General features: G+C 57.8%; 23 protein-coding genes and 1 tRNA gene (1 of these 24 cut by a window edge). 12 read left to right on the forward strand and 12 right to left on the reverse strand.

Annotated features, from left to right (window positions below):
- Window positions 1-21 precede the first annotated feature (21 nt).
- A complete protein-coding gene (locus tag ACR0J4_RS07820; RefSeq protein WP_170378744.1) occupies window positions 22-1,083 on the forward strand; it encodes a TRAP transporter substrate-binding protein in 1,062 nt (353 codons plus the stop codon).
- Window positions 1,084-1,113: 30 nt separating this feature from the next.
- On the opposite strand, the gene ACR0J4_RS07825 is transcribed toward ACR0J4_RS07820, so the two are convergent.
- Complete coding sequence (locus ACR0J4_RS07825; protein ID WP_170642847.1) at window positions 1,114-1,584, reverse strand: tetratricopeptide repeat protein; 471 nt, start codon at window positions 1,582-1,584, stop codon at window positions 1,114-1,116.
- A gap of 87 nt (window positions 1,585-1,671) precedes the next feature.
- Here ACR0J4_RS07825 and ACR0J4_RS07830 point away from each other — a divergent pair, with 87 nt between their 5' ends.
- Complete coding sequence (locus tag ACR0J4_RS07830) at window positions 1,672-2,871, forward strand: cytochrome-c peroxidase (protein ID WP_480668356.1); 1,200 nt, start codon at window positions 1,672-1,674, stop codon at window positions 2,869-2,871.
- Window positions 2,872-3,212: 341 nt separating this feature from the next.
- On the opposite strand, the gene ACR0J4_RS07835 is transcribed toward ACR0J4_RS07830, so the two are convergent.
- On the reverse strand, window positions 3,213-4,223 hold the full coding sequence (locus tag ACR0J4_RS07835; protein ID WP_170642848.1) for an AraC family transcriptional regulator: 1,011 nt from the start codon (window positions 4,221-4,223) through the stop codon (window positions 3,213-3,215).
- Window positions 4,224-4,355: 132 nt separating this feature from the next.
- Here ACR0J4_RS07835 and ACR0J4_RS07840 point away from each other — a divergent pair, with 132 nt between their 5' ends.
- The 4 genes from ACR0J4_RS07840 to ACR0J4_RS07855 all read left to right on the forward strand — a co-directional run bounded on the left by ACR0J4_RS07840 (window position 4,356) and on the right by ACR0J4_RS07855 (window position 9,672).
- Window positions 4,356-5,753, forward strand: a complete 1,398-nt coding sequence (locus ACR0J4_RS07840; RefSeq protein WP_170642873.1) for an amidohydrolase family protein — start codon at window positions 4,356-4,358, stop codon at window positions 5,751-5,753.
- A gap of 26 nt (window positions 5,754-5,779) precedes the next feature.
- Window positions 5,780-6,544: a DUF3299 domain-containing protein gene (locus ACR0J4_RS07845; protein WP_170642849.1), complete on the forward strand. Its 765-nt coding sequence runs from the start codon at window positions 5,780-5,782 to the stop codon at window positions 6,542-6,544.
- Window positions 6,541-7,719, forward strand: coding sequence for a carbohydrate porin (locus ACR0J4_RS07850; protein WP_170642850.1), 1,179 nt, complete (start codon window positions 6,541-6,543; stop codon window positions 7,717-7,719). The genes ACR0J4_RS07845 and ACR0J4_RS07850 overlap by 4 nt, the downstream gene beginning before the upstream one ends.
- 69 nt (window positions 7,720-7,788) lie before the next feature.
- A complete protein-coding gene (locus tag ACR0J4_RS07855; protein WP_170642851.1) occupies window positions 7,789-9,672 on the forward strand; it encodes an amidohydrolase family protein in 1,884 nt (627 codons plus the stop codon).
- Window positions 9,673-10,137: 465 nt separating this feature from the next.
- Here the strand turns inward: ACR0J4_RS07855 and ACR0J4_RS07860 are convergent.
- A tRNA-Val gene (locus ACR0J4_RS07860) sits at window positions 10,138-10,213 on the reverse strand.
- A gap of 214 nt (window positions 10,214-10,427) precedes the next feature.
- On the opposite strand from ACR0J4_RS07860, the gene modA reads away from it, so the two are divergent.
- The 3 genes from modA to modC are packed head-to-tail and all read left to right on the forward strand — an operon-like array spanning window position 10,428 to window position 13,002.
- Window positions 10,428-11,207, forward strand: a complete 780-nt coding sequence (gene modA, locus ACR0J4_RS07865) for a molybdate ABC transporter substrate-binding protein (RefSeq protein ID WP_170556603.1) — start codon at window positions 10,428-10,430, stop codon at window positions 11,205-11,207.
- 5 nt (window positions 11,208-11,212) lie between these two features.
- Entirely contained in the window at window positions 11,213-11,905 is a 693-nt protein-coding gene (modB, locus tag ACR0J4_RS07870) for a molybdate ABC transporter permease subunit (protein WP_170484723.1), read from the forward strand.
- Entirely contained in the window at window positions 11,902-13,002 is a 1,101-nt protein-coding gene (gene modC, locus ACR0J4_RS07875; RefSeq protein WP_170642852.1) for a molybdenum ABC transporter ATP-binding protein, read from the forward strand. The genes modB and modC overlap by 4 nt, the downstream gene beginning before the upstream one ends.
- A 2-nt stretch (window positions 13,003-13,004) precedes the next feature.
- Here modC and ACR0J4_RS07880 read toward each other — a convergent pair whose 3' ends face one another.
- Window positions 13,005-13,898: a Hint domain-containing protein gene (locus ACR0J4_RS07880; protein WP_170642853.1), complete on the reverse strand. Its 894-nt coding sequence runs from the start codon at window positions 13,896-13,898 to the stop codon at window positions 13,005-13,007.
- 1 nt (window position 13,899) lies between these two features.
- Window positions 13,900-14,412: a toxin-activating lysine-acyltransferase gene (locus ACR0J4_RS07885; RefSeq protein WP_170642854.1), complete on the reverse strand. Its 513-nt coding sequence runs from the start codon at window positions 14,410-14,412 to the stop codon at window positions 13,900-13,902.
- A gap of 130 nt (window positions 14,413-14,542) precedes the next feature.
- Here ACR0J4_RS07885 and ACR0J4_RS07890 point away from each other — a divergent pair, with 130 nt between their 5' ends.
- A complete protein-coding gene (locus ACR0J4_RS07890; protein ID WP_480668357.1) occupies window positions 14,543-14,983 on the forward strand; it encodes a hypothetical protein in 441 nt (146 codons plus the stop codon).
- 3 nt (window positions 14,984-14,986) lie between these two features.
- Here ACR0J4_RS07890 and hemF read toward each other — a convergent pair whose 3' ends face one another.
- The 4 genes from hemF to clpS are packed head-to-tail and all read right to left on the reverse strand — an operon-like array spanning window position 14,987 to window position 18,044.
- Window positions 14,987-15,871 (reverse strand): oxygen-dependent coproporphyrinogen oxidase, encoded by an 885-nt coding sequence (gene hemF / locus ACR0J4_RS07895; protein ID WP_170642855.1) that lies wholly within the window; start codon window positions 15,869-15,871, stop codon window positions 14,987-14,989.
- Between the two features lie 2 nt (window positions 15,872-15,873).
- Complete coding sequence (locus ACR0J4_RS07900; RefSeq protein WP_170378722.1) at window positions 15,874-16,674, reverse strand: SDR family NAD(P)-dependent oxidoreductase; 801 nt, start codon at window positions 16,672-16,674, stop codon at window positions 15,874-15,876.
- A gap of 35 nt (window positions 16,675-16,709) precedes the next feature.
- Entirely contained in the window at window positions 16,710-17,675 is a 966-nt protein-coding gene (locus ACR0J4_RS07905) for a methyltransferase (protein WP_170642856.1), read from the reverse strand.
- Between the two features lie 27 nt (window positions 17,676-17,702).
- The gene (gene clpS / locus ACR0J4_RS07910) at window positions 17,703-18,044 is read right to left on the reverse strand and encodes an ATP-dependent Clp protease adapter ClpS (RefSeq protein ID WP_170378718.1); all 342 of its coding nucleotides are present in this window, start codon (window positions 18,042-18,044) and stop codon (window positions 17,703-17,705) included.
- 93 nt (window positions 18,045-18,137) lie between these two features.
- Here clpS and ACR0J4_RS07915 point away from each other — a divergent pair, with 93 nt between their 5' ends.
- On the forward strand, window positions 18,138-18,839 hold the full coding sequence (locus ACR0J4_RS07915; RefSeq protein ID WP_170642857.1) for an HAD family hydrolase: 702 nt from the start codon (window positions 18,138-18,140) through the stop codon (window positions 18,837-18,839).
- 280 nt (window positions 18,840-19,119) lie between these two features.
- On the forward strand, window positions 19,120-20,511 hold the full coding sequence (locus ACR0J4_RS07920; protein WP_170642858.1) for a D-alanyl-D-alanine carboxypeptidase family protein: 1,392 nt from the start codon (window positions 19,120-19,122) through the stop codon (window positions 20,509-20,511).
- Window positions 20,512-20,578: 67 nt separating this feature from the next.
- Here the strand turns inward: ACR0J4_RS07920 and ACR0J4_RS07925 are convergent, their stop codons facing one another.
- The 3 genes from ACR0J4_RS07925 to ACR0J4_RS07935 form a co-directional block, all read right to left on the reverse strand.
- Window positions 20,579-21,826, reverse strand: a complete 1,248-nt coding sequence (locus ACR0J4_RS07925; protein WP_170642859.1) for a hypothetical protein — start codon at window positions 21,824-21,826, stop codon at window positions 20,579-20,581.
- 158 nt (window positions 21,827-21,984) lie between these two features.
- Window positions 21,985-22,746, reverse strand: coding sequence for a 5-oxoprolinase subunit PxpA (locus ACR0J4_RS07930; protein ID WP_170642860.1), 762 nt, complete (start codon window positions 22,744-22,746; stop codon window positions 21,985-21,987).
- A gap of 12 nt (window positions 22,747-22,758) precedes the next feature.
- Window positions 22,759-23,232: the 3' portion of a 5-oxoprolinase subunit C family protein gene (locus ACR0J4_RS07935; RefSeq protein ID WP_170642861.1), read on the reverse strand. The gene runs 525 nt beyond the window's last position; the window shows 474 of its 999 coding nt (coding positions 526-999); its start codon lies off the right edge, out of view — the gene reads right to left on this strand; its stop codon occupies window positions 22,759-22,761.

Raw genomic sequence — 23,232 nt, forward strand, 5'->3', positions numbered from 1 at the left:
AGTTCCATAGGGAGGAAACGCATGCTCAGAGATTTCATCAAAACCGCAGCGGTGGCCACATCGCTCGTGGCCGCGTCCGCTATGGCCGCCACAGCCGCCGACTACACGCTGCGCGCCACTGCCAACTCGAACGAAAATGACGAAGACTATGATGGTCTGATTGTCTTCAAGAACTATGTCGAGGCCGCGTCGAACGGCGCGATCGAGGTTGAACTGTTCATCGGAACCCAGCTTTGCTCAAACGGTGCGGAATGCCTGCAGGGCGTGGCAGATGGCACGATTGATATCTACATCTCCACCTCGGGCGGCGCGTCGGGCATCTTCCCTTATGTGCAGGTTCTGGACCTGCCTTACCTGATGGCCGATGACCGCATTGCCGAGCATGTTTTGTCCGGCGACTTCACCCGCACCATGCGCAACATGGCGCTGGAGGACTCGGGCGGCGCGATCCGCTTGATGACCATTGGCAACACCGGCGGCTGGCGCAACTTCGCCAACACCCAGCGTCGCATCGCCGAGCCTGCCGATATGGAAGGCCTGAAAATCCGCACTGTGGTCGCCGACCTTCCGCAGGAACTGGTCAAAGCTCTGGGCGCGTCGCCGACACCGATCCCATGGCCAGAACTGTTCACCAGCTTCCAGACCGGCGTGGTTGAGGGCTCTAAGAACGGTATCACCGACATCATGGGCATGAAATTCCCGGATGCGGGTCTGCAATATGTCACGCTGGATGGCCACGCCTATATGGGCGCGCTGTGGTGGATGAACAACGCCAAGTTCCAGGAAATGCCTGAGGATATGCGCCGCGTCGTGGTTGACGGTTTCTATGCGCTGCAACAGGCCACCTTTGCCTCGCCCAAGCGCAAGTCGATTCAGGCCTATGAGGATTTCGTCGCCGGCGGTGGAGACCTCTATGTCCTGACGCCCGATCAGAAGGCTGCGTTCAAAGAGGCCGCAACCCCGGTGTATGACTGGTTCCAGTCCAATGTTGCCCGTGGGGACGAAATCTTTGGTGCATTGACCGAAGCGGTAGCTGCGGCTGAGGCCGATGTAAACGCCTCACGCGATGCGGACCTGAACTAAGTACATAGGCCGGGCTTTGCGGCCCGGCCCTCACCGAAACGGGTACATCCACCCTTTGTAGTCGTTGACCAGCACATGCGCCCTTTCGATCTGCTCTGGCGACATTTTCTTGACCACTTCCTCAAGGCTGATCGCCGCATCGGGGTCGCCGCCGATAGCGCTGAGCGTGTACCACATATAGGCTCGCACCAGATCGGGCGCGGGCGTGCCCAGACCCAATTCATAGTACCAGCCAACGCCCGACTGAGCCCCCGGATGCCCCTTCATCGAGGCGCGCAAATACCATTCAAAGGCCCGCTCGTAATCCTGGTCGACCCCGAGACCCAGCCCGTACATCACGCCGATCAACTCCTCAGCCTCGGCGTTGCCCGAGCGCGCGGCTGGAAGAAGCTCCTCGCGCGCGGCTTCAAACTGTCCGGCTTCCATCATATCGCGCGCTTGCTCCAGTTCCGCCAGAGCCGGAGACGCAAATACGCAAAGGGCGAAAACAAGCTGACGCATGGGTTGGTTGCTCTCTTCTGGGTTGGGGCCGCTGCGGCACAGGATTTGCCGCGCCCGCTCACCGATGATGACTTTATCCCATTTGATATGGAACAGGCTGCCGTTGGTCATCAACTGTTTTACGACCCGATCCTGTCGGGCAACCAGAACATCAGCTGCGCCCATTGCCACCACCCGGATTTCGGCACCTCTGACGGGTTGTCACTGGGCATAGGAGAAGGCGGGCAGGGGTTGGGACTGGACCGCACACCCGGTACCGGGGCAGACAGAATACGCAAACGCATCCCTCGCAACTCTCCGGGCTTGTGGAACCTTGGGGCCAAGGAAATTCACACAGTCTTTCACGACGGCAGGCTGAGTATTTCAGACGTCTACGGCAACGGCTTCAATTCCCCAGCGCAGGAGTGGCTACCCGAGGGCCTGAATTCCCTGCTGGCGGCACAGGCTCTGTTTCCCCTGACCTCACAATTCGAGATGGCGGGCAATGTGGCCGAGAATGAGGTCACAGGCGCGGTGCATGATCGGATCGATAGAGGCTGGCCTATTCTGGCAAAACGCGTCCGTACCGATCCACGCTATGGTCCGGCCATCGTCGCCGCCTTTGACGAGGTCGAGACGACCGAAGACATCACGATCACGCAAGTCGCCAACGCTCTGGCCGCTTTCATGGCAATCGAGTGGCGCAGCACCGACAGCCCGTTTGACCACTACCTCACAGGTGACACGAATGCCCTTTCACCGGCCCAACTGGATGGGATGAAGCTTTTCTATGGCCAAGCCCGCTGCTCCAGCTGCCATGCCGGACCGCTGATGTCAGATCAGAAGTTCTATGCCTTGGGTTTGCCGCCCTTTGGACCGGGCCGCACCCGGCAGTGGGATCCCTTCGTCCGAGATGTCGGCCGCATGGGCGAAAGCAACCGCCTAGAGGATGCCTATAGGTTCCGCACCCCTATGCTGCGCAACGTTGCCCTGACCGCGCCCTACGGTCACAATGGCGCCTTCCCCGACCTTGAAAGCGTCATTCGCCATCACTTGAACCCACAGGCAAGCCTGGACAACTGGAGGCCGGAAATGGCTGCATTGCCCGAGGTGCCATGGTTGCAAAAAGCTGATTTCATAGTGTGGGAGGACGATTATGAAATGGAGCGTCAACGCAATAAAAGCGACATTGTTCCGATCCAACTCACGGAGTCGGAAATTCAAAACCTGATTGCTTTTCTGCAGTCGTTGACAGGTACCAGCGTAGATTCATTGAAGTTCGGAGTGCCGAAAGGATTTATTCCTTAGCCATCCCGCACATCGGCAAGGCTCTGTCGGAGAAGTCGTACCCTGCCGTCCTTTTTGGTTTTCTCTTTTGGGAAGATCTTGGGATGAAATGATTTGCAGAGAAGAAGACACTGTCGAGCGTCGCGATACAAAAAAAACAGGTATCTAAAACGGTATCAAACCAATTTGATCTGACAAGATAGGTCTAGATATCTGACGCACTGTTCTTGTGAGTGGCGTGTTTCCAGTATGGGGCAATTTCCCCACTGCAATCCTTGAATAAGGCTCCGAGAAACCGTCGCAAATTCTTGTCGACCCGCACTTTATATGAGGGTGCAAGCGGTCCCAAAGTTGCAACGAAATTACGCACCAAGGCGGAATTTGGTCGGTGTCATTCCGGTTTGACCTCGGAAAAAGCGAGTGAAATGGGACTTGTCGGAGTAGCCAAGGAATAGACCGATCTCCGCAATTGTCATCTTGTCATCTCTGAGGTGCTCTTTGGCGACATCGACACGCAGCCGTTTGATTTCGCGGGGGAGTGTTGTGCCTTGTTGTTGAAGCGCTTTCAGAAACCGTTCCGGCTGTATTCCCAGTAGTCCGGCCACAACCTCTGGTCCCAGATCGGTTTCATCCAGTTTGTCGCGTAAGACGGATCGCAAAGCGGCCACCACCGTTACTTCTTCGTTTTGTCGAGCTGAAGCTATGGGTTTGGCGGAACCCTCAGAGGCATGGTGCAAAAACAACCATTCCACGGGAAAACTGATTTGCATTCCGGGATCGGGTCCCAAGCCAACCTCGATCCCTTTGTAGTCGATAGGCAGCCCATTGATGTATCTGCTTTCCCATCGCACACGGGAAGAGTCCCAGGACTCTCCGACGACGGTCTGCAATAGGCGTACATAGATTGCGGCACCAAAACCGGTCACCTGAATGGGTGGGACGGTTGGTTCCTGTTGCCTCTCGATACGATAAGTCGCTTTGTCTGCTTCAATGACAAGGCTGTGCCGCACAGAATTGGACTCCTGCGGCACGAGCTCAACAAAGCGGGTAAAAAACTCGAACAGCGTTTTTGTAGATTGCAAGGCTTGAGCGAAGGGCGGCCATCCTTGTAGGTCAAACGCTTCCCCTACATTCAGTCCTAGGTATCGATCCCCTGATACTTCTGAGAAAGCATTTACCAAGCCGTAAACCAACTCGGAGTGAACGAACACGGATGGGTTAGTCATCAGTTCAGCTTTCAAGCCGACCTGATCCAATGCTGGTTGCGGATTGATCTTACGTTCGGTGAGATATTGCAGAAAGGGAGCGGCTAAAGAGAGGCGAACAAAGCCCTCGCTATGCTCTCGGGAGGTGGAGTTGAAAGGCAAGCTCATAACCCTTGTTGGATTAGCTTTAAGAAGTGGCCATTTTTGCAGTCACATTCGTACATCCTAATTCAAAAGGGGCAACCGAGCCAATGAATTCCAGACTATAGTTGGCAAAACATGAATATGAAGGGAGTACTTATGTCCGGCTTACGAATGTCTCTTTGCTCGACGGCAATTGTCGCGGCAGTTCTTTCTTTTTCGGCGACCGCGCAGGCTCAGGATCAAGAAGAACCCCAAACGCTGTTTACCAACGTGCATGTCTTCGACGGTGTGAATGAGCAACGCATTGAAAATGCCAGTGTTCTGGTCGAGGGCAATCTGATCAAGTCCGTCTCAACCGATGCCATTGATGCGCCGAGCGCGACGGTTATCGACGGCGGTGGGCGCACTCTGACACCGGGCTTTATAGAGAATCACGCGCACCTGATGCTCATGGGGCCATCGATTGCCGAGATGGAAACCAACTCGACCTGGGAGGATTTCGCCATCCACGGGACCCGGATGGCCGAAATGTACCTGATGCAGGGCTTCACGACCGTTCGCGATGCCGGGGGCGCTGGCGGCGGGCTGCGGCGCGCAATTGACGCCGGCCAGATCGTCGGCCCCCGCTTTTATCCTTCCGGGGCATTTCTCGGAACACGTGGTGGTCACGCCGATTTCGCATCCTTCACATCTCCGCCGGGTGGGGTGACCAACTTTGGGACTCTGAATATGGCCCAACAGGTCAACGGTGTTGACGAAATTTACATGTATGGCCGCAACAACCTGCGCATGGGTGCCACGCAATTGAAGTTCATGCAATCAGGTGGGGTGATTTCGGCATTCGATCCATGGCAGTTGCTCGCCGGTTCGAAGGAAGAGATTGAGGCCGCTGTTCAGGTTGCCAACGAGTACGGCACCTATGTCATGGCACATTCCTACCGCAAAGAAGCGATCATCAATGCCCTGAATGCAGGGGTCAGAACCATTGAACACGGATTTCACTTTGACTGTGAGATTTCTGCTTTGATGAAAGAAAAAGGAGCGTACATCACGACGAACATCACAGCATTTGATCCAGGCCTACTTGATGTTCCGTCCGTGAAAAACAACCCCAACAGTTTGAGGAAGGCCAAATCGGCCTCGGCGACATTCGAAGCCTACATTCCCAGCATGAAAGAATGCCCGGCACCGCGTGGTTTCCAAACCGATTGCGTGGGTTCGGTCGAGGCGTGCAACATCCAGATCGCCTACGAGAAGCATCTGAACAATTATTTCTTCGGCCCCTACGCGTCGATGGTCACCCTGACTTCGGTAGGTGGCGAGATCGCGGCACTCAGCGGTGATTTCATGAACCCCTATCCGGAAGGCAAACTGGGTGTGATCGAAGAAGGCGCCTATGCCGACATCCTGCTGATAGACGGCAACCCCCTCGAAGACTTCTCTGTCGTTGGAACAGGCGATCAGTGGTTCGGTGCGGACCCGAGGCCGGACAGCCCGGAAACAATCCGCCTGATTATGAAGGACGGTGTGATCTACAAAAACACACTGGATTGACCAGATAAAGCAGCCGGAGAGCATTCATGCGAAATTGGTTTTGCTCCGCAGTATTCGCAGGGTTGGTTTTGTGCGGTTATGATGCTGCGGCGACGCCTGGAACCGCGTTGGACTGGGCAGATCTGCCAGATCCGTCTGCGCAGGTCTTTGATGACCCCTATCGTGAACTCAGCCCCGAACAGTTCGACGATGTTCTTTTCGTTGTGCGTATACGCGGCAGGTTGCAGCAGGAGGTTGGCAGCGCCGAAGAACGGCAGAAATGGCAATTGCTTTTAGCAGAGACCGAAGACGCCTTGGTGTCAGACGGAATTGACGTCGACTGGTTACTCGATCAGCGCGAGGTTGTGACTGAACGTCGAAGAAAGGCTGGAACGAGCGGAAACCCGCAATTCGACGGCAGAACAATCACACTCGCGGGCTTTGCCATTCCTGCTCCAAGCGATCCGGACGGCCGGCCTGTGGCGTATTTGGTGCCAGAAAGAGGGATGTGCAGCCACATGCCTCCACCTCCGCCTAACCAGATGATCCGTGTGCGGTTGAACGGGGACTGGGCGCCTAGCTATTTCCACGAACCCGTTCGGCTGACAGGCACGCTGACTATCGATCCTTCCGTTCATAATATGATGGTTGTGGATGGCCTCATGCCTATGAATGCGACTTTCCAGCTAGAGGCGGAACGTGTCGAAACTCTGGAAAACAAGGCAGACAGGCTGGAATGGAAGCAGCGTGCCGCTGATCGCATTCGCGCGGCGGGCAATCGCAAGACCGGTGGGGCAAGGGCGTCTGAATGATAAGACTTCTGGCTGCTACACTAAGTATTGCTGTCGCTGGCGCCGCCTCGGCGCAAGGACTGTCCGGGCCCTCTTCGGTCGAAGCTGATCTTACCCCCGGAGATGGGCTCACCGACCCACAATACCGATCCGATTTTCCACGCAACATCGCACCAGGTTGGTTTGAGTGGAAAGACCGACTGGCTGAGGGTGGGTTTCGGTTCAATATTGATTACCTGGCGCTGGGCCAAACCACGAATGCTTATCTGGGAACCGGCGAAGCGGCCAGCGGAATTGCGCGTTTCTACGGGAGTTGGCAGGCGACTGAACGGGGTTCCCTGACATTCAAGATCGAAGACCGGCATAGCTATACCGATGTGGCCCCGCAGTTTCTTGGGCTGGATGGCGGAGCGCTGTCGATCACCGGGACTGCCTTCAACGATAGCGGTCTGCTGCTGACCAATCTGTTCTGGACCCAAAGGGCCGAAAACGGTTCGTGGACGCTGCAATTCGGGCAGATTGATGTAACGGACTTTGTGGATATCTATGGGCTGGTCAGCCCCTATAGTGGCTTCCAAAACCTGTCCTTCAACACCAACCCAACACTTAACGCACCCAACCCAGGTCTTGGTATTGCCGGTGGGATCAAGCTGAGTGAAAACTTCTACGCTGTCGCGAGCGTTGCAGATGCAAACGCCGATCCGTCTGATCCAAACTTTGATGTGTTCAGCGATGGCAACCTCTTCAAATCGCTCGAACTTGGGTACACGTCAGGCTTTGATCGCATTTATTTCGACAATGTCCATCTGACCCTCTGGCATGCGGATGCGGCCGAAGATGGCAGCCGGGCGGAAGACTATGGCGCTGCGTTTTCTGCCGCATGGTTTGTTGACAATAAGTGGATGCCGTTCTTTCGGGCAGGGGCGTCAAAAGGGACCGCAGCGCTGTATGACCGGTCGGTTTCTGCCGGTTTGGGTTACTATTGCCGCAATACCGATCTGGCAGGTCTCGGCCTGAACTGGGCCGAGGCCCGAGGCATAGATGGCGATCAGTTCACGCTGGAAGCCTTCTACCGTTTTTCGATCTCACCCGGGCTGCAGATCACGCCGTCCCTGCAGTACATTTCGAACCCGCTGCTGAACCCCACTCAGGATAGCATTACGCTGTTCGGCCTGCGAACCCGGATCGTTTTCTAGTGTGGGTCGAAAGCAGACGTCAAAAGCGTTGAAATATGCAATTCTGCTGATCAAAGGGAGGATCTATCCATGCGTACCCTGTTTCTGGCTGGCACGTTGTCCGTGTTTTCCACTTTCTGCGTCGCGCAAACCTACGACGTGGTCATCCTCAACGGTCGGGTAGTGGATCCGGAAACCGGGTTCGATCAGATCGCCAACGTTGGAATAAGCAATGGCTGGATCACTGCTGTTACCGACGAAGATATTGACGGCAGAGAGGCAATCGACGCGACAGGGCATGTTGTGGCGCCCTGGTTTATCGACCTTGAACAACACGGGCTGGATCCTTGGGGTATCAAGGTCAACCTTCGCGATGGCGTTACGACGCAAATGGATTTTGAGGTGGGGGCCGCGAATATCGACGAATGGTACGCTGCGCGCCAAGGCGTTACGCAGGCAAACTACGGCACAGTCGTTGGACAAGAATTCGCACGGATGCGGGTGCATAACGGCCTTGTTCTGGAAGGAGGCGACATTGATTTCCGGAACTTCTTCGCACTTCGGGCACAATCCGTGGAAGACGGTGTCGAGGGCTGGTCCTCGGTACCAAGCAACCGCGAGCAGATGAACGAAATCACCGCCCAACTGGATGAGGGGCTACGTCTCGGCGCACTCGGCGTGGGGTCGACCATTGGCTACGCCCGCGAAGGTATCACAACCTATGAGATGTTCGAAGCACAGCGGGCTGCAGCGCGTTATGGTCGACTAACTTCGGTGCATCACCGGTTTCATCCCAGTGCTTCGACGCCCACCGAAACACAGACCGGCGTTAACGAAATCCTGGTCAATGCGATGGTGCTGGACGCACCGCTGCACATACACCACGACAATGACTATGGATGGTGGGAAAATCAGGAAAAGCTCCAGATGGCCCGCGACCAAGGCTATAACGTCTGGTCCAGCTACTATCCTTGGACTGCTGGATCGGGAAACTACGGCGCTTCGATCATCGCCCCCGAAAACTGGGAAGGGTCGATGGGGTACAAATACGAAGACACCATTTTTGACCCCCAGCTTGATCGCTTCGTAACCAAAGACGAATTCTTGAGCTTCGCCGAGAATGAACCGGGACGGACGGCCATTGTTTTCAGCCCGCCAAGAGAGCAATGGCTGAACGATTGGATCACCATTGCAGGTTATGGCATCTCGGGAGACGGTATGGCGGGGTTGGATATCGAGGGCAATCTGATGAGTTGGGATGCCCCTTACGAAGACTATGCCGGGCACCCTCGGTCCGCAGGCAGCCATGCGCTTGTCCTGAGACTGGCTCGTGATGCCAACGTGCCGCTTATGCTCACGCTCACTCAGCTAAGTTATATCCATGCAAAGCGGTTGGGTGACACAGGACTGCGCGCAATGCAGGTGCGAGGGCGCATGCAGGAAGGCATGGTCGCGGATATTACGATTTTTGACCCGGAGACTGTGACCGAAAAGGCGAACTATACCCTTGGTCGGCAAGGTCTGCCGTCAGAAGGCATTCCGTATGTGCTGGTTAACGGCACGATTGTTGTCCGGAACAGCGAAGTGCAGCGGGATGTTTATGCCGGGCAGCCGATCCGGTTTCCAGTCGAAGAAAGTGGGCGTTTTGTTCCGGCTGGTCGCGAGCAGATCATGGGTATCCTCACACCGGACACCTGCACGGCCCGTCCAACACTGCTTGATGATATAACAAACAGTGAAGCCAATATCGCACCCGCTGCGCCACCAACCAACCAGTTTGCATCGGTAGAGCCGACCGACCCGTTTGATTGGTTTACGCCTCGCAACGGTTTAGATGACGGTGCCTTTTTCCCTTGCGTCGTGCATGCTCGCTTCGAGGACCCTGCGCAGGCAAAACGCGACTATGCGAAGGCCATGATGTCAAAAATGGGAGGGCCTAGGCCTAATCAGTCGGAACAACGCAGAGCAAACTAATACGTAGAGTCTTGGAGCAGTGAAAAATGAAAGCCTACTTTAGGCTGAGATCGATCATCAGCAACCAGTCAGGTTACGGCAGCTTTTCCCGCAAGGCAGCTGTTCGTAAGACCGGATCGAATGACCACTCTGAGCCTAATGTGTCAAATGCTGCGCCGAAGCCCAAAAAAACCGCTTTGCTTGACTCCAGGGACGAAACTCCTTCGCGCGCAACTCAGTCTCTCGCGGCCAGTTCGCCGCATCAGAACGCTCTAGTAACGATTTGGGTCGAGATTGAACGCCCTTCCGCAAAGTTGTCTGCCAATTGCTGATAGTTCGTTTACGAATATTGCCGTCGCCCAAAGCTCCTGTGTCGTAGACATCTTTTCCGTATAACAGAAGCGGAGGCCCAGCCGACATCGTTTCATGCGCAGTACAACAATAGGTGCTAGTCGCGTAAGAACTTGATACTTTGTGGGGAAAGGATGGTGGGTGATGAGAGACTCGAACTCCCGACATCTTCGGTGTAAACGAAGCGCTCTACCAACTGAGCTAATCACCCGTGACGGTGCATGTAGCCAAGCCTGAGGGCGGGTGCAAGAGGGTTTGCGCGAATTTCTTACCTTTCTTCGGGTGGCGCGTCAGCTATGGCTGTCTGTACCGCCAAAGGCATCACTGCACACCCGATTGAAGGCAAAGTCGGAAAGGCGCTTGCGCGGAGCCTGTTGCCTCCGATATCTCCGATAGGGACCGAAACCCCTCAGGCCGGAGAGGATATGGCCCGACACTCCCCTCGCCGTTTTCTTGTGGCAGCGCTGGTGCTTGGCGCGTGTTTTCTGGCTCCGCTTCGAGCCGGGGCAGATGGGATTTTGGTGTTTGCGGCGGCCAGTCTGAAAACTGCTTTGGACGAGGTTTCGACCGCGTATCAGCGCGAAACCGGCAACGATGTCACGATTTCATACGCCGCGTCCTCGGTTCTTGCGCGTCAGTTGCAGCAAGGCGCTCCGGCTGATCTGTTCATTTCCGCGAATGAGGATTGGATGGATGTGTTGCAGAAGGATGACGTAGTCAAGCCCGAGACCCGAGTCGCCCTCTTGGGCAATGGGTTGGTTCTGATCGGAGCCGCACCCCAGACGCATATTGGCGAGGTCTCGGCGGTCTATGATCTGGCCGAACATCTTGAGGGCGGCTTTCTGGCCATGGCATTGGTCGATGCCGTTCCCGCGGGGATCTACGGCAAGGCCGCGTTGCAGAGCCTCGGCCTGTGGGACGCAGTGCAGCGTCAGGTCGCGCAAACCGACAATGTGCGCGCGGCACTGGCTTTGGTCGCGACCGGAGCGGCACCGATGGGCATTGTCTACCGGACGGACGCTCAGGCTGACGCGCGGGTTGGTATTGTCGGCAGCTTCCCAGAAGACAGTCACCCGCCTATCATTTACCCGGTTGCCGAGACGTCTTTTTCCAACCCGGAGGCGCAGAATTTTCTGACCTTTCTCCAGAGCGAATTCGCGTCAGATGTGTTCAAGGGGCAGGGGTTTTCTCTGCCTGAACGGTGAGCCTTATGGATTGGTTAGGCCCTGCCGAGATTGAGGCGTTGAAATTGTCCCTGCGTGTGTCGTTCTGGGCAACGCTGGCGACTTTGCCCTTTGGGATATTCGTAGCTTATGCTTTGGCGCGCTGGCGCTTTCCGGGACGACAGGTGTTGAATGGTCTGGTGCATTTGCCGCTGATCCTACCGCCCGTCGTCACCGGCTACCTGCTGCTGCTGACTTTCGGCATTCAGGGTCCTATCGGGCGCATATTGGCCGAGTTCGGGATCGTTGTTGCTTTCCGGTGGACGGGCGCTGCGATGGCGGCTGGGATCATGGCGTTCCCTTTGATGGTGCGGGCCATCCGTCTGTCGATTGAGGCCGTTGACCCTCGGCTTGAACAGGCGGGGGCCACGCTGGGCGCCTCGCGCCCTTGGGTGTTTGCGACGGTGACATTGCCGATGATCCTGCCGGGGGTCATCGCGGGGGCCATTCTGGCCTTTGCCAAGGCGATGGGCGAGTTTGGGGCCACTATTACCTTTGTGTCGAACATTCCGGGCCAGACTCAAACACTGCCATCAGCCGTCTACGCCTTCCTGCAGGTGCCGGGGGGTGAGGCAGCGGCGACCCGATTGGTCGTCATCTCGATCATCATCGCGATGGGGGCGTTATTGTTGTCAGAATATGTCGGACGCCGTGCGGCGGCGCGGGTGGCCGGGTCATGAGCCTGTCTGTTCGTCTGCGCCACAGCCTTGCTGGGCTGGATCTGGACCTCAACTTTGAGGCACCGCCGGGTGTGACGGTTCTGTTCGGGCGTTCGGGAGCGGGCAAGACAACGGTGGTGAATGCCGTGGCCGGTTTGTTACGACCCGAGGCCGGGCGCGTCGCCGTGGATGATTGGGTCCTGTTCGACACGGACACCAGGCTTTGGCTGCCGCCGCATAAACGCAGGCTCGGCTATATCTTTCAGGAAGGACGTCTGTTCCCTCACCTGACCGTGCGACAGAACCTGTCTTTCGGGCGCTGGTTTGCACCGCGGTCTGCAAAGCGTGAGGACCCGGAGAAAGTGATTGAGATGCTGGGCATCGGTCATCTACTCGACCGCCGTCCGGCTGGTTTGTCCGGGGGCGAAAAGCAGCGGGTTGCGATCGGACGCGCCTTGCTGGCCAGCCCACGCCTCATTCTGGCTGACGAACCTCTGGCTGCGTTGGACGAAGGTCGCAAGGCCGAGATCCTGCCTTACTTTGAGCGTCTTCGGGATGAGGTTTCAGTTCCAATCCTTTATGTCACGCATTCCGCGGCCGAGGTTGCGCGGTTGGCGACCTCGGTTGTTGCGCTGCAGGATGGTAAGGTGGCGCGCCATGGTCCGGCCTCTGAAGTGCTGGCCGATCCGTCTGTGACCCCTGCGGGTGTGCGCGCGGTTGGCGCGGTGCTGCAGGTGCGCGTGCGGGCGCATCACGAGGACGGCTTGACCGAGTTGGACGCGGGTGGAGAGTCGCTGTTTCTACCTCGTATCCCGCATCAGATCGGCGCAGAGCTTCGCATTCGTATCCCCGCGCAAGAGGTGATCCTGTCTAACCAGCCGCCAGTAGGGCTGTCCGCGCTGAACGTTCTGGCGGGCACGGTCGAGACGATCCGCGCCGGGGACGGGCCGGGTGCGATCATCTCGATGGATACGTCGGCAGGTATCGTGCTGGCACGGATCACCCGACGCTCAGTCGCGGGGCTTGGCCTGCAACCAGGCGCGCGGTGCTATGCTGTGATCAAAACGGTTGCGCTGGCGCCGCAGGATGTGGGCGGACGGATCGGCCCGACAGCTTAGGGTCAGGCCAAGGCGCGGGCCTCATGCTCGCGCAGGATCATGCGGGCAGCGCGTCCGAAGCCGGTGGATTTATCCGGGGTATGGTCTGGGAAGATTGAGGCCAACTCCTGCAGCCCGTCCGAGGACAGGGAATGCAGCGCCTCGTCGCCCAGAAACAGGCTTTCCGCCAATGCGCCTTCGGCGGTCAGTATCTCATGCTGATCCAGCAGGATATGCAGATATTCGACCGGCTGGTCTGAGGTGTCGACGAAGATACCCGGCCACGAACACAGGTGTTTTGCGGCGACCAGAACCTCGGCGGCGCCAAACAGCAGCTCGACTTTCGGTCCTTGAAGCAGGACGCGATGTTGCTGCGACACCAGAAGATCGCGCGAGGGTATGTCGGGCCCAAGGCTGCCGCGCAGGATACGCACGGGCCGCAGATCAGGGTCACGACGCAATCGCTCGGGGGGGATCGGGCTGGCCTCGATCCACCGGATGGGTTGCAGCCCGTGATCTTTAGTCTGGACCAGATCGCCGACTGTCAGGGCCTCGATGACCTCTGGTCCGGTTTCGGTTTCGATCAGTGTCCCGGCGGAAAAACAGACGCCTTGAATAGAAATGGTGATGGTTGCCTGACCAAAGAAAAACCCGTCAGACCCCTGAATGACGAACGTGTCGGTCGCGATCTGGTTGAAGTCGAGGCTGTCAAAAAAGGTGGGATCGACCGTGTAGGTCCATTCGCCGGTATCCGCGTCTATCGTAGCCGTCCCATTGGCCGGAGGGGTCGCGATTGCCCAATTGTTGACGTCGAATGTTCCCGGTGTGTCGCCAAGAATGACCTGACCAGTGGCCACGTTTGGCGGTGAGCCAGTGACATCCCCTGTCAAATCACCCGTGACCGGAACCGAGACCATGCTAGCCCTCGCCTTGTTCCAGCAGACGTTTGAAATCCTTCTTACGATAGAGCTTCATATGGACCTCGCCCGCGGCATCCCGGCTCCATTCTACGATCCGGTTTTGGCCCATGTCACCAACCAGACGATTCGTTCGAACGCGAGGGTGTGGTATTTCTGCCTTGAGAATGTCGACAATTTCATTGGTCTGCCCGAACGGCGCAACCAGATCGACGATCCAGAACGAGGACCCGCTGGTGAAATCCGCATCCTTCAAGGGCTTTTCCTGAATGGCATATCTGTTTTCAGCCTCACGGCTGAGGCCAGCAAAGGTTACGAACCCTCGGGGAAAGCCGTTCTGGCGGAAGATGTGGTATTGTCCCAGCCGCAACGGCGTTTCAAAGGCATAGAGAACCTGCGCCAAACTGCGTTTCTGATGCGTTGGAGTCAGGCCCGCCAAATAGAACATCGCTCCGAAATCGGCGTATTTCTCAGGCGAGAGGTCAAACCAGTCCTTTGGAAATGTTTGGCTCACGGGGACACCAGACTTGCAATAAATATCATGATGATATGCGCCGCCATGTCAGTTGCATATAAGTATTTTGATGTGTTTGCGGTCTGTTGCCGAGCCCCCTCTCGACCCAACCTCCAATTGTGTTACTCTCATGGAACAGAGTTTATTTCAGGATGTTAAGATGATGCGTGTTGCCAAGCTCATTGCGGTCTCAGCCTTTGTTCTAGCACCCCAACTTGCACAGGCTGTCGGCTTCGGTGTTCGTGTGGGGCCACAAAACCGGACCCAGATAACGCCGTTGGAGGGCGGCATCTATGAGGTCAAGGCTATCGGATCATCGGCGCCAGTGAACTACTGGTGCGGGATCGGCGATTTCGCGATACGTACGCTGGGTGTACCCGGGCCGACGCGAATTTATATCTACCGTGCCTATGAGCCGGGCGTACGCACGGTGCAATTCTCACTGACACCACCTCCGGGCGCGGATACCGATCCGGGCTATTCCATCACGGTCAGAAAGGTCGGAGAGAATATGTCGGCGACCTCTGCGCAAGCCTATTGCTTTGACAACTTCATGGATTTTGGGTTCTGAGCCTCAGACCCATTTCGCCATGGGCGGCAAGCTCATCAGCACCGCATCCGGATCGTGGCCTGTCTCAAGCCCGAACTTAGTGCCGCGGTCATATACAAGATTATACTCGGCATAGAGGCCCCGATGCACCAGTTGGGTGTCTTTGTCCGCGTCTGAAAAGCTCTGGACCCGGCGTTTTTCGACCAACGGCAAGAACGCGGGCAGGAAGGCTTTGCCGATATCCTGCGTCAGGGCGAAATCCGCCTGCCAGTCATCGGTGCAGTAATCATCCATGAAGATACCACCAACGCCGCGCGCGCGTTTGCGGTGGGGGATGTAGAAATACTCATCCGCCCAGTCCTTAAGGCGCGGATAGTGGCTTGGTCCGTGCGGGTCCAGATGCGCCTTCTGGGTCGCGTGGAAGTGGGCGGTATCGTCGTCATATTCGATGCAAGGGTTCAGGTCTGACCCGCCGCCAAACCACCAGGCATGCGGTGTCCAGAACATGCGCGTGTTCATGTGAACGGCGGGGGCATGCGGGTTTTGCATATGGGCGACCAGAGAAATGCCGGAGGCCCAGAACCGTGGATCCTCGGTCATGCCAGGGATGCCCTTTCGTGCCGCCATGGCCTGTTGTGCGCGTTCGCCCAACGTGCCGTAGACGGTCGAGACATTGACGCCGACCTTTTCGAACACGCGCCCGCCCCGCATCACAGACATCAGCCCGCCGCCCGCGTCCGAGCCGTCCTCGGACTGGCGTTTGGTTTCTTTTACTTCGAAACGACCGGGAGTTGCGTCAGCAAACGGACCGGTGTCGTGGCTGTCCTCCAGCGCTTCAAAAGCAGCAACGATATCGTCGCGCAATTGGCGGAACCAGGCTGAGGCGGTGGTCTTTTCGGTATCAAACATGGTCAATGCGCCGGGGCTGCAACGGGGTCCAGCAAGGTGCGGCCGCCGTCAATTGTCAGGATCTGTCCAGTGATGAACCCTGCCGCGTCCGAGGCCAGAAACTGCGCTGTTTCTGTCAGTTCGGTCGGGGCGGCGATCCGGGCCAGAGGGGTGTGTTTCTCGATGTCGTCGCGGAAATCGCGATTTTCTTTCAGCGTTGATTGCAGCGATGCGCTCATCACTGACCCCAGCGCGATCGAGTTCACGCGGATACGGTTGGGGGCCAGTGCAACCGCCAGCGAGCGGGTCATTTGATCCAATGCTGCGGTCGAGACGGAATAGGCCATCAGATCCGGATGGGTGCGCCGCGCTGCGATTGAGGACAGGTTGATGATGGAGCCCGCTGGGTTTTCCTCATCCTCGCCGGATTGTTTGATCATCCGCTTGGCCACCAATTGGCTGAGGCGCAGGGCGGGCATCAGGTTCTGGTTCAGCAATGTCCGGACCGAGTCGTCATCGGGGTCCAGCGGATCGGACGGGATCACCTGACGCGCGCCGTTGATCAGAATGTCGACCTGATCGAACGCATCCAGCGTGGCCGAAAGCAGGTTGGCGATGGTCAGCTTTTCGCGCAAATCACCGGCGAAATAGCGGATGTTGCCATCGTCGGCCTGCTCGCCCAATTCCTCGGCCAGCCGTTTTTCATCCATATCTGCAAAGACGACATTGGCCCCGGCATCTGCAAAATGCCGACCGATGGCCAACCCAATTCCGTTGGCCCCGCCGGTTACAATCGCTGTCTTGCCAGCTATGGAAAAGGACATCCGAATCCTCCTGATTTGGGGCAGGTTAGCCGGGCTTAGGCCCGGGGGCGAGAGGCTTGGAACACCTTGAATCGATTGTCACCGGCGACTTCCTGAAGCTGGGCGAAGGATTCGGCCAGTGTTGCCTCATAGGGCAGGTGACGGTTGGCGACCATCCACAGGGTGCCGTTGCGGGTCAGGTTCTTCGCGGCGGACTTGATGAAGCCTTGGCCCAACGCCGGATCGGCACTGCGTGAGGTGTGAAAGGGCGGGTTCATGATGACGGTGTCGATCGGCTCGGGCGCGGTCCAGGTCACCGCATCCGCCCAGTGGAACTGAGCACGCGCATCGGGGACGTTTGCTTGCGCGCAGGTCAGCGCGGCGTGATCGGCTTCAACCAGATGAAGGGCTTTGAGACGGTCATTCTGCAGCAGACCCGCCGACAGATACCCCCAACCTGCGCCCAGATCAGCCACGCGGGGGCCGATCTTGTCCGGCAAGGACTGTGCCAGAAGGGCCGAGGCCGGGTCGATCCCATCGGCGGAAAACACACCCGGAGCGGTCAAGTAGCCATCGACGGTTTGGTTCTCGGGGGCGGCCCAATCGGCGAAGGCCTCGGCGTCGGCCTGAAACCAGAAGATCTTGCCATGGGCCTTGGAAATAGGGCCTTCGATGGCAACACGCTTGCGGACGTCTTTCAGAATGCTGTCGACACCGTTGGTTTTGGCACCGTCAACCACGATTGTCCCGCTGGCATGGCTGCACGCCCGCTGCACCAGCGACCGGGCCAGCGCCTTGGCGCGGGGCAGAAACACCAGCGCGTCGTGGCATGCCGCGTCAAGCACCGGTTTGGTGGCAAAGCCCTGACCCGCGAAATGATCGTGGAAAGGCTTGAACGGCTGAATCACCTGAGCCTCACGCGGCAAGGCTGACAGATCCTCTTCAGGTGTCGGGCCGATCACCACCAGCGGTTGTGACAGGGTCAATCCGCTGTTCAGGGCAAGATCAAGACGAGGGGACATGATAAATTCCGGGCGGCCCGGCCTGCGTTATTCTTCACGTTCCATCGTGCATTGCAGCGGATGCTGATGCCGACGCGCGAAATCCATCACCTGGCCCACCTTGGTCTCGGCAATCTCATGGCTGAACACACCCACCACCGCGACGCCCTTTTTATGCACGGTCAGCATGATCTCGAACGCCTGCGCATGGGTCATGCCGAAAAAGCGCTCCAACACGTGAACCACAAACTCCATCGGGGTGTAGTCATCGTTCAGCAACAGCACTTTATACAGCGGAGGGCGCTTGGTTTTGGGTCGCGTCTGCAGCAGGACGGACGAGTCGCCGTCGTCATCCGATTTGTCAGACATCATCCAGGGGTTTTCCAGCATCGCGCGCAACTGTCCGATTCAGGCATTGGGTTTATCTGAGGGCTTATATAACGTTGACGCCGTCAGAATAAAGAGGCAGCGGACCCTTTCGGAATGGACAATAAACTGACCACAATCGCCTTCGATGCGGACGATACGCTGTGGCACAACGAGCGTTTTTTCCAACTGACACAGGCCCATTTCGCCCAATTGCTGGCAGACCACGCAGAACGGGACCACCTGATGGAGCGTCTGCTGGCCGCCGAAAAGCGCAACATCCAGCACTATGGCTATGGAATCAAAGGCTTTGTCCTGTCGATGATCGAAACGGCGATTGAGGTGACGGAAGACCGCGTTCCAGCCTCGGTCATCCGCCAGTTGATCGACGCGGGGCAAGAGATGCTGGCCCATCCCATCGAACTTCTGCCCCATGCGCGCGAGGCGGTTGAGGGCGTGGCCAAGACCCATCGCGTCATTCTGATCACCAAGGGCGACCTGATCGATCAGGAGCGCAAGCTGGCCCAATCGGGGTTGGGGGAGTTGTTCGACGGGGTCGAGATCGTCTCGGAAAAAACAGCCGAGACCTATCGGTCGATTTTTGAGCAGCATGGCGATGGGCCGTCGAGCGCGATGATGGTGGGGAACTCAATGCGGTCGGATGTGGTGGCGCCGATTGCCGCCGGGTGCTGGGGCGTTCATGTCCCGCACGGGCTGGTGTGGGAGGTCGAGCATGCCGAAACCCCCTCTGACCATCCCCGATTCCGAGAGCTGTCGGATCTTGGCGAACTTTCGGAACTGGTGCGCGCCCTGGGTTGATGTTGCCGTACGGCCTCAGTTCAAGAAAAAACCGTGCAACCTTTGCCTTGTTCCCGTCATCATCGCTCATCTGGTAGGTCCGTACCGCGGCTTCGCCTATATATAGAAGGGATTCGCGCCCCTCACGATACCGGGAAATCCCCAGCTTTTGGTTTATTTTGCCGGGGTCCTGTGTTAGCCTTCTCGATAATAAATAAATTTCATCCGACCGGGAAAACCCGGCGGAACGAGGCAGACAGAGGCAAAGATCGTGCAGAGTCGGTGGACAGTCCCGGCCCGGATGGGCGTATTCCTCACAGCGTTTATGTTGGTGCTTTCTTTCGCGCCGCTCAAAGCCTTGGCCGCGCCTTACGCGGCGATGGTGATCGACGCGCGAACGGGCGAGGTTTTGCACTCGCGCAACGCTGATACCCGCCTGCACCCGGCTTCACTGACCAAGATGATGACCCTCTATATCGCGTTCGAAGCGGTTCGGAACGGAGAGATCACGCTGGATACGCAGGTTCGCATCACGCGGGCGGCAGCGGCCGAGCCTCCGTCGAAGCTGGGCCTGCGTTCGGGCCAGACGATTGCGTTCCGCTATCTGATCCGCGCGGCGGCGGTGAAATCGGCCAATGATGCAGCAACCGCTATCGGGATTGCGATCAGCGGGTCCGAAGCCGCCTTTGCCCGCCGCATGACGCGCACGGCCAAGGCGATGGGGATGAGCCGCACGACCTTCAAGAACGCGCATGGCCTGACGGAGTCGGGGCACATGTCGACCGCGCGTGACATGACCACGCTGGGGCGGCATCTGCTGTATGATTACCCGCAGTATTACAACCTGTTCTCGCGCCAATCGACCAATGCCGGGATCAAGACGGTTCCCAACACAAACCGCCGCCTGTTGGCCGCGTATAAAGGCGCGGATGGGATCAAGACGGGCTATACCCGTGCGGCGGGGTTCAACCTTGTGGCCTCGGCCAAGCGCAAGGATGAGCGTATCATCGCAACGGTCTTTGGTGGAAAATCTGGGGCCTCGCGAAACGCCAAAGTGGCTGAGCTGTTGGATCTCGGGTTCCGCCGCGCCCCGTCGCGCGCCCCGATCCGTCGCCCTGCGCGCCCCGCTTATGCAGGCAATGCCGGTTTGGGCGGCACGCAAGTTGCTCGTTTGACCGGCGCACCCAAGACCAGCCTGCGACCGGCGATGCGTCCGACAGCGGCGACGCAGGTGGCCAGTGCTGTTGTTGATGCTGCCGATGAAAACCGCGACCGCATTAAGGACGGGATCGCGGCTGCCATTGCACAGGCGGATATCGCGCCGACTGCACCTCCGGTCGAAAGCTCGGATACACGCCCGGCCTTGCGGCCCGACAATCTGGTGCTGGCCTCGACCCAACCGGCCGAGCAGCCGGAGCCGGAACAAGAGGTCGTCACACGGCTGTCCACCTCGGGCGGGCATCTGTGGGGCGTGAATGTTGGCCGCTACACCACGCGCTATGAGGCCGAGAAGGTGCTGCTGAAAACTGCCCTTTCCGAGATGACAGCGCTGGACGGCACGCTGCGCAAGGTCAATCAAAGCTCTAAAGGGTTCGAGGCCACGTTCCAGGGCATGACCCGTGAACAGGCCGATCTGGCATGCCGCCGCCTTCAGGCGCGCAATGTCACCTGTTTCATGATCGGGCCATCATAAGACCCGACATATACTCTCCTGATGGGTCTGGGCTGCGAAACCTCGCAGCCCTTTTTTTGAAACCTGTTCAGTCGAACACATGACCGTGCTCGTATTGTTCATCCTGCCCGGCGGCGGCGGTCAGCGCCGCGACATTGTCCTTGGTGAAGAACCCGTCGTAGTGGTGGCACCGTTCAATATATTCGGTGATCAGTAGCGTATTCTTTGAGTGTTTCGAGAAGATCTGTTTCAGGTTGGGATCGTCTTTGCATTCCCCCACCACATGAGCGAGGAATGGTACGCCCTTGTCTTTGAGAGTATTGACGACAAAATCCACGTTCTTTTCACCCGCTCCATGGTCGCCATCCTGAATCTCGACCGCCATGTGATGCAGGCGGCGGCCGAAATTGCGCACGAAATCCTCGGTCGGCATTGGCAGCTTGGCAAATGAGTTTACGAAGGACGGTGTGTTGTTTGCCGTAAACACTTTGGCCGGGGATTTCTTGTCGTCATCCACATTGGCGTTGCGGTTCACATTGGTCGACGAGTTCATGTCGAAGATGTTGTACGCCCCCCAGAAGTAATAGGGCACCATCGTCAGAAACTCGAGGATCGCATCCTCGCGCTCTCCGGCCAGAACCCGCGTGGCGAGGTGGTCGATCCCCAGCATCAGCGGCGCGATGTTCGAGGCGGTGCCGAAGGCCGCAGCCTCTTCCAATCTAGCTTTCTCGGTATCGCTCAGCAAAACGCGGTCGCCGAGGCCCAGACTGTCGGGGTCGTTGAAATCCAGGGTGGAATAGCCAACGCGGTTGCAGGTGAAATCCGACGGTGTGGTAAAGCGAAAGCCATCCAGCGTGTAGAATGGGTTTTCCGTATCACCTGCATATTCAAGCCGGATGTTCTGCTCTTCGAGAGTTTTGGTTAGCTCTTTCAGATCGCAGGCGGCAAAGACCTCCCCCACGTACCGCGTTTGTGGGGTCGGGCGGGCCAGCGGGTACATCCGGTTGATGCGCGGGATGAAGTCCTCGAAACTGTCGCTCAGCGGGGCCATCAGGATCAGCGCCGGATAGTCGGGATGCGAATGCAGGACCGCGAACTTGTGTGTCTGTCCAAGATAACTGGCCGAGTGGCGGTAGGGCGTCATCACATAAAGCTCGACCATCGTATCGAACAGCGCTGTGGATTCGACCTGGATGACAATCGCGCGCATCGGCCCGACCTGATCCGCGACGCCCGAGCTGGTCCTGCGCTCGTAGATCATCGGAAGGTATTCGTGAAAGAAGTCCGAGTTCTTCTTGTCACCTCGGGGTATGTAAGACATCAGATCGAAAGACATGTACGCCTCCTTGCCGGGCATCTGGCGGCGAGCGCGGGGCCAGCCAATAGCGTTGCTAGAAATACGGTATTCAGAACATGCACTTGCGGGCATGCTATGCGCTCAACTAAATTCAGGCAACAGCCATAGGATAGGGACCCAGGATTACGGGCAGATGTCTATCGGGTGAACTTTGTCACCTCGACCCCGCCTTCGATCAGGTTTTCCCGGACCGACCGGGCGATCTGCACGGCTGTTGCGCCGTCCCCATGCAGGCAGATCGTGTCGATGGATGTCTCCAGCCGTTTGCCGGATTCGGTGATGATGGCCCCTTCGCGCACCATGTTCAGGATGCGCGGGCCGGCAATCTCAGGGTCGTGGATCACTGCGCCGGGCAGGCTGCGATCCACCAAAGTGCCATCGTCATTGTAGGCCCGGTCGGCGAAGATCTCGCCCACCCATTTGCAGCCAAGCTCTCGTACGGCGTCTTCCTGCTTGGTGACCGCCAGCACCATGATGATGATGTCCGGATCGACATCCAGCGCCCCCTGATAGCAGGCGCGCGCCATTTCGAGGTCGACTGAACACATATTGGCCAAAGCGCCGTGCAGTTTCAGATGCCGCACCTTTGTGCCAGTGGCTGCGGCCATACCCAATGCCGCGCCCAGCTGATAGCGCACCAGATTGCGCAGGCTGTCATGGGGCACTTTCATATTGCGCCGCCCAAATCCCTGAAGGTCAGGAAAGCCGGGATGCGCCCCGATGCCTACATTATTCTCGGCCGCCAATTTCATGGTTTTGGCCATCACATCCCAGTCGCCAGCATGAAACCCGCAGGCGATGTTGGCGGATGTAATGATCTTCAGCAGGCTTTCGTCATCGCCCATCTTCCAGGGGCCAAAGCTCTCGCCCATATCGGCGTTCAGATCCACGCGCGGCATCAGATAGTCTCCTTAGTCGGTGGCAGAGATCACTCCGCCGATCAATTGGTAGGACAACAGGTCCGGGATGTCATGAGGGTCGCGGACCAGAGGCTCCACGCGGCCAGGAAGGCGCGCAAGATCCGCGCGAAACGCAGCATCAATCTCTACAGCCTGTTCCAGAGTCACGAATTCAAACCGAACCGTCCCGCCCGCCGGGGTCTGCGCCGCCTTTGGCATGTCGCAGGGCAAGACGGTTGCAATCCGTGGGTAACCCCCAGTCGTCTGGCATTCGGGCAGCAGAATGAAAGGGTTGCCGGTGCCGGTCATCTGAATGTCGCCGGGCGTGATCACCTCGGACAGGATATTGAGCTGATCTTTGGCTGCAAAGCCCGGTCCGTCACTTTCCAGCTGCATCCCCATCCGATTGGCCCGCGTGCCACGTGTGAACTCTGTCTGCGTAAAACGATCCAGCGTTTCATCATCGAACAACGCGGTTTGAAAGCT

The sequence above is a fragment of the Ruegeria sp. B10 genome (assembly GCF_056539825.1).

Coding starts and splice junctions, on each gene's coding strand:
- ACR0J4_RS07900 (WP_170378722.1), bottom strand. CDS start 16,674: ATGTCCTTTTCCATAGCTGGCAAGACAGCGATTGTAACCGGCGGGGCC.
- ACR0J4_RS07845 (WP_170642849.1), top strand. CDS start 5,780: ATGCGAAATTGGTTTTGCTCCGCAGTATTCGCAGGGTTGGTTTTGTGC.
- modB (WP_170484723.1), top strand. CDS start 11,213: ATGGATTGGTTAGGCCCTGCCGAGATTGAGGCGTTGAAATTGTCCCTG.
- modC (WP_170642852.1), top strand. CDS start 11,902: ATGAGCCTGTCTGTTCGTCTGCGCCACAGCCTTGCTGGGCTGGATCTG.
- ACR0J4_RS07880 (WP_170642853.1), bottom strand. CDS start 13,898: ATGGTCTCGGTTCCGGTCACGGGTGATTTGACAGGGGATGTCACTGGC.
- ACR0J4_RS07890 (WP_480668357.1), top strand. CDS start 14,543: ATGGAACAGAGTTTATTTCAGGATGTTAAGATGATGCGTGTTGCCAAG.
- modA (WP_170556603.1), top strand. CDS start 10,428: ATGGCCCGACACTCCCCTCGCCGTTTTCTTGTGGCAGCGCTGGTGCTT.
- ACR0J4_RS07855 (WP_170642851.1), top strand. CDS start 7,789: ATGCGTACCCTGTTTCTGGCTGGCACGTTGTCCGTGTTTTCCACTTTC.
- ACR0J4_RS07930 (WP_170642860.1), bottom strand. CDS start 22,746: ATGCCGCGCGTGGATCTGAACGCCGATATGGGCGAGAGCTTTGGCCCC.
- ACR0J4_RS07835 (WP_170642848.1), bottom strand. CDS start 4,223: ATGAGCTTGCCTTTCAACTCCACCTCCCGAGAGCATAGCGAGGGCTTT.
- ACR0J4_RS07830 (WP_480668356.1), top strand. CDS start 1,672: ATGGAACAGGCTGCCGTTGGTCATCAACTGTTTTACGACCCGATCCTG.
- hemF (WP_170642855.1), bottom strand. CDS start 15,871: ATGTTTGATACCGAAAAGACCACCGCCTCAGCCTGGTTCCGCCAATTG.
- ACR0J4_RS07920 (WP_170642858.1), top strand. CDS start 19,120: ATGGGCGTATTCCTCACAGCGTTTATGTTGGTGCTTTCTTTCGCGCCG.
- ACR0J4_RS07820 (WP_170378744.1), top strand. CDS start 22: ATGCTCAGAGATTTCATCAAAACCGCAGCGGTGGCCACATCGCTCGTG.
- ACR0J4_RS07825 (WP_170642847.1), bottom strand. CDS start 1,584: ATGCGTCAGCTTGTTTTCGCCCTTTGCGTATTTGCGTCTCCGGCTCTG.
- ACR0J4_RS07840 (WP_170642873.1), top strand. CDS start 4,356: ATGTCCGGCTTACGAATGTCTCTTTGCTCGACGGCAATTGTCGCGGCA.
- ACR0J4_RS07915 (WP_170642857.1), top strand. CDS start 18,138: ATGGACAATAAACTGACCACAATCGCCTTCGATGCGGACGATACGCTG.
- ACR0J4_RS07850 (WP_170642850.1), top strand. CDS start 6,541: ATGATAAGACTTCTGGCTGCTACACTAAGTATTGCTGTCGCTGGCGCC.
- ACR0J4_RS07925 (WP_170642859.1), bottom strand. CDS start 21,826: ATGTCTTTCGATCTGATGTCTTACATACCCCGAGGTGACAAGAAGAAC.
- ACR0J4_RS07905 (WP_170642856.1), bottom strand. CDS start 17,675: ATGTCCCCTCGTCTTGATCTTGCCCTGAACAGCGGATTGACCCTGTCA.
- clpS (WP_170378718.1), bottom strand. CDS start 18,044: ATGCTGGAAAACCCCTGGATGATGTCTGACAAATCGGATGACGACGGC.